The sequence below is a fragment of the Novipirellula galeiformis genome (genome assembly GCF_007860095.1).
GTDB classification, from domain to species: Bacteria; Planctomycetota; Planctomycetia; order Pirellulales; family Pirellulaceae; genus Novipirellula; species Novipirellula galeiformis.
Window position 1 is genome coordinate 1 of the sequence record NZ_SJPT01000024.1, and the last position, 4,449, is coordinate 4,449.

A 4,449-nucleotide genomic window follows, 5' to 3' on the forward strand; every position below is an offset into this window, starting at 1 on the left:
TCGCCGCACGGTCCGGCTACAGATGTGGGCGATCGCAATTTCACCGGGATCAAAGACTTCCGAGCGTGTCAGACGAGCCACGATCACACCTCGCAAAACGGCAGCAGCAACAGGGTAACTGGCCAACGTTCAATCGTTCGCCCCACCTAATCCGAAGTCAACCCCCGAGCATTGGGCTCTGTCCCCATGCATGCTCCAAGCATGCTACATTATTTGCGAAGCGGTCCATCAAGATGTCCCTTGGCGACGCGATGTCGTTCAAGTGAGCTGCGTCGTCGATGAAGCAACGCGGACCGTCACGCCCGGCACCGAACCGGGATTGGGCGTTACTGTTGACGAAGATGAAATCCGCAAACATCCGTTCCAGCAAGAACTGCCGCAACGGGTCTTTTATTCCGACGGCGCCGTAGGAGATTGGTAATGAGTGATTCGACCGAGACAGTTCCCACCTTCCACCACGCTGCGTTTCATGGACGCATCGGGATCGCTCTTAACGACATCACGCCACCGGTCGGGATCTATTCTCGCAGTTGGGGCGCTGCGGCGCACGATGTGGCCGATTCGATCCACCGCTCGTTGACGCTGACCGCCACGACGATCGCGTCGCTGTCGGGCGAGTCGCCGTTGGTACTGATCGATGCCGACCTCGGCTGGTGGCGAACGCCGGAACTCTTCCCCCGGTTTAAACAGCGGTTGTTGGAAGAGTTTGCGCTCGACAGTTCACAAATGATCTTCGCGTTGACGCACACCCACGCCGGCCCGCCGCTGCTGGAATCGGCCGATCCGCTGCCTGGAATGGAGCTGACCAAACCGTGGCTCGATTCGGTTCTGGAAACCGCTGTCGCCACCGTCCGCCAAGCCCTCGCCGATGCCAGCGAAGCGACGTTGGAATGGCACACCGGGCACTGCGGACTTGCAACGACCCGCGATTTGCCCGATCCCGAATCGGAAAGCGATCGCTTTTTGTGCGGCTTCGCTCCCGAGGGGCAGGCCGATGGAACGCTGCTGTTGGGGCGAGTCACCGACGCGCAGGGGAACTTGCGAGCAACGATCGTCAACTACGCCTGTCACCCGACCACGCTGGCTTGGGAAAACACGGCGATCTCGCCCGATTACATCGGCGCGATGCGCGAGACGATCCAGCAAGCGACAGGTGCTCCCGCAGTCTTTTTACTGGGAGCCTGCGGCGATCAAGCACCCCGTTATCAATATGTCGGCGACACTGCGGTCGCCGATCGGCACGGTCGCGAATTGGGATATGCCGCGCTATCGACCCTCGCGGGGATGGAGCCCGCCGGGACGCAGCTGGCCTTCGAAGGAGCCGTTACATCGGGAGCACCGTTAGCAAAATGGCGACACCAGCCGCGGAAGGCCTCTGAAAAGATCGCGGCCGTCGAATCCTCGGTCGATCTGCCGTTGAAAGACTGGCCATCGGCGGCGGAATTCGAAGCACAGCGGATCGCCTGTACCGACCGCACCCTGAAGGAACGGCTGCTGCGCCGCCGCGATGTCCGACTCCGTTTGGGCGATGGCAAGACGTACCCGTTGCCGCTGTACATCTGGCGGATGGGTGACGCCGTACTGGTCGGCAGCTGTTGCGAATCCTATTCGATGTTGCAGCGCGAACTGCGAAAGCGATTTCCCAACAACGCGATCATCTGCATGAATCTGATCAATGGCACGATCGGTTACCTCCCCCGGGCTGATCTGTACGACAAAGATGTCTATCCTGTTTGGCAAACCCCATTCGACCGTGGTTGCCTGGAAGCGACTCTAGAATCTCTAACCCAGGAAATCGATGACATCCTCCGCTAGCGAACCGATGCTGCGCGGCGTGCTTCCTGTCTTACAAACTCCTTTCACCGAGCAGGGGGACTTCGATTTCGAGACACTTGACCGCGAGATCCAATGGGCTTTCGACACAGGAGCCGATGGAGTTGTTGTGGCGATGGTCAGCGAAATCTTACGGCTCAGCGAATCAGGCCGCCGTGAACTGGCCGAACATGTTTGCACAGCATCCCAGGGACGCGGAACGTCGGTGATCAGCATTGGTGCCGAGAGCACTCCCGTCGCTGTCGAACTGGCCCAGCATGCCGAATCGGTGGGTGCGTCAGCGGTGATGGCAATCCCGCCGATCTCGACGGGCCTCAGCAACGCCGCCACTCGCGACTACTTCGCAGCGATCGCCGCCAGCATCTCGATCCCATTGGTGGTTCAAGACGCTTCGGGCTACGTCGGGGCGGTGATCGACATCGGTGTCTACGGAGAGTGGTTAAAACAATTTGGTGCCGAGCGGATTCTGTTCAAACCCGAAGCGAGCCCGCTGGGACCGAACCTCTCCCGGTTGCGTGATGCGACCGATGGGAAGGCGCAGATTTTTGAAGGCTCTGGCGGCATCAACCTCGTCGATTGCTACCGACGCGGCATCGTCGGCACGATGCCCGGCACCGATCTGTTGGACGGGATCGTTGCCCTCTGGAACGCCCTGGAAGCGAAAGACGACGACCGGATCTATCAGCTTTCGCTGCCGATCAGCGGGATCGGCGCGTTGCAACTGTCGGCCGGACTCGATGGTTTTTTGGCGATCGAAAAACATTTGCTGGTTCGCCGTGGGATCTTCAAGAATACGGTGCAGCGCCAACCGGTCGGCTGGACTCTCGATGCCCAAACGGCTGCAGAAGTCGACCGACTGTTCGATCGACTCCAAGACGCGATATAGCCCACGATCGAATCCCTCCTCCCCGACGGCCTACCTAATATGCTGCAGCAGCCTACTACTACAATCCGCTATCGCACGATGTCCTGGCTGGCCATCGCGGCGGGGCTGGCCTATCTGTGTCGCAATGCGATCGGCGTGGCGGAGAGTTCCGTTCGCGAGGATCTCGGCCTTACGCTGCAGCAATCGGGATGGTTTCTGGGGGCGTTCTTCTGGAGCTATGCCTTATTCCAAGTCCCCTGCGGTTGGTTCGCGCAGCGTCGAGGAACCCGTGTCGCGTTGACGCTGTTTGCCATCGGATGGTCGATCGCGGCGTTTGCCCTTGGCATCGCCCCGGGGTTTGGCCTGTTGATCGCCGCTCAATTGGTCATGGGCATTTCCCAAGCGGGCATCTTTCCAGCGGCTTGCAATTCGATCGGGCATTGGTTTCCGATGTCCCGGCGAACGTTAGCTTGTGGAATCTTATGCGCTGGGATGCAGGTCGGCGCGATCACCGCCAGCGGTCTAACCGGCGTGCTGCTGCAATCGATCGACTGGCGATGGGTCTTCATTCTGTTTTCACTCCCCGGCATCGCCTGGGCCACCGGATTTGCGATCTCGTTTCGCGATCGTCCCGAAGAAATGGAGAAGGTGAGCGCCGAAGAATTGCAGTTGATCCATGCTCACAAGACGCAGCGATCCGACGGCACCCATGCTCCCGTCGGTGAACGTCAGGGCGCATTGGGCCCGCCGCGGATCTCCGCGATCGTCTTTTTGTGCGGTCAACAGATCTGCCGGGCTTCGGGATATATGTTCTTCGCCAGTTGGTTCCCGACGTTTTTGCAGGCCACGCGCGGCGTCTCGATCGAAACGTCGGGCTTCTTGCAAAGTCTGGTCCTCTGCGGCACATTGACCGGCAGTTTGTCGGGAGGAATCATCACCGATTGGATCTGGCGTCGGACCGGATCGCAGCGACTGAGCCGTAGCGGGATGGGATCGATAGCGCTCTGCATGTGCGGCATTTTGGTACTCAGCGCGTGGGCTGTCAGCGACGTTTCGTTGGCGATCGCATTGCTCTCCCTGGGCTCATTCTTCGCAGCGCTTGCGGGGCCGCCGACGTTTGCATCGACGATCGATTTGGGGGGAACAAAGGTTCCGCAGCTGATGGGACTCGTCAACATGTGCGGCAACCTCGCCGCAGCCGCCTGTCCCGTCTTGGTCGGGATGCTGTTCGAATGGACCGCCAACTGGAACCTTGTGTTGCTATTGTTTGCGGGCATCTATCTCGTCGGCGGCGTCTGCTGGGCACTTGTCGCTCCCCACGGTCGCTCCTCACCTCCACCACCCGAGCCGGCTCCGGAGACGATCGCTTAACACGCTGACCCTACCGCGTGCTTCGGTTGGCAAGAGGAAGGGCCAAGGGGACGGAAGGGCCAAGGGGACAGGGCCAAAGACCAGCGGGAGACCAACGGGGACAGAGCACCTTGGGCTAACGGGGACAGAGCACCTTGTGGGGGCAAATGGGGACAGAGCATCTTGTGGGGGCATGCGTGAGTAACGAGAGCGGACTAGCTGTAGACGCTCGGCACAGCTTCACGGTTGCCACGACCGAAACCATCGTCGATCGCGGGGGATCTCGCTCGAGATCAAGCGAAATCGGGCCGATGCTACGCACCTTGATCTATCGGCGACTCTTTGCGACGCTCGAGAGCTAAAAAGAGGGACGCGGGCAAGCTAATCCGCGCGGGTGAGCA

General features: G+C 60.2%; 4 protein-coding genes. All 4 read left to right on the plus strand.

What is annotated here, in order from left to right:
• Positions 1–190 precede the first annotated feature (190 nt).
• The 4 genes from Pla52o_RS26475 to Pla52o_RS26490 all read left to right on the plus strand — a co-directional run bounded on the left by Pla52o_RS26475 (position 191) and on the right by Pla52o_RS26490 (position 4,069).
• Positions 191–421, plus strand: coding sequence for a hypothetical protein (locus Pla52o_RS26475; protein ID WP_197169560.1), 231 nt, complete (start codon positions 191–193; stop codon positions 419–421).
• Complete coding sequence (locus Pla52o_RS26480) at positions 421–1,815, plus strand: alkaline ceramidase (protein ID WP_146597651.1); 1,395 nt, start codon at positions 421–423, stop codon at positions 1,813–1,815. The genes Pla52o_RS26475 and Pla52o_RS26480 overlap by 1 nt, the downstream gene beginning before the upstream one ends.
• Complete coding sequence (locus tag Pla52o_RS26485; RefSeq protein ID WP_146597652.1) at positions 1,799–2,719, plus strand: dihydrodipicolinate synthase family protein; 921 nt, start codon at positions 1,799–1,801, stop codon at positions 2,717–2,719. The genes Pla52o_RS26480 and Pla52o_RS26485 overlap by 17 nt, the downstream gene beginning before the upstream one ends.
• Before the next feature lie 78 nt (positions 2,720–2,797).
• Positions 2,798–4,069 carry an MFS transporter gene (locus tag Pla52o_RS26490; RefSeq protein WP_231612687.1) on the plus strand — a complete coding sequence of 424 codons (1,272 nt, stop codon included), beginning with the start codon at positions 2,798–2,800 and terminating at the stop codon, positions 4,067–4,069.
• Positions 4,070–4,449 lie beyond the last annotated feature (380 nt).

Coding starts and splice junctions, on each gene's coding strand:
- Pla52o_RS26475 (WP_197169560.1), top strand. CDS start 191: ATGCTCCAAGCATGCTACATTATTTGCGAAGCGGTCCATCAAGATGTC.
- Pla52o_RS26480 (WP_146597651.1), top strand. CDS start 421: ATGAGTGATTCGACCGAGACAGTTCCCACCTTCCACCACGCTGCGTTT.
- Pla52o_RS26485 (WP_146597652.1), top strand. CDS start 1,799: ATGACATCCTCCGCTAGCGAACCGATGCTGCGCGGCGTGCTTCCTGTC.
- Pla52o_RS26490 (WP_231612687.1), top strand. CDS start 2,798: ATGTCCTGGCTGGCCATCGCGGCGGGGCTGGCCTATCTGTGTCGCAAT.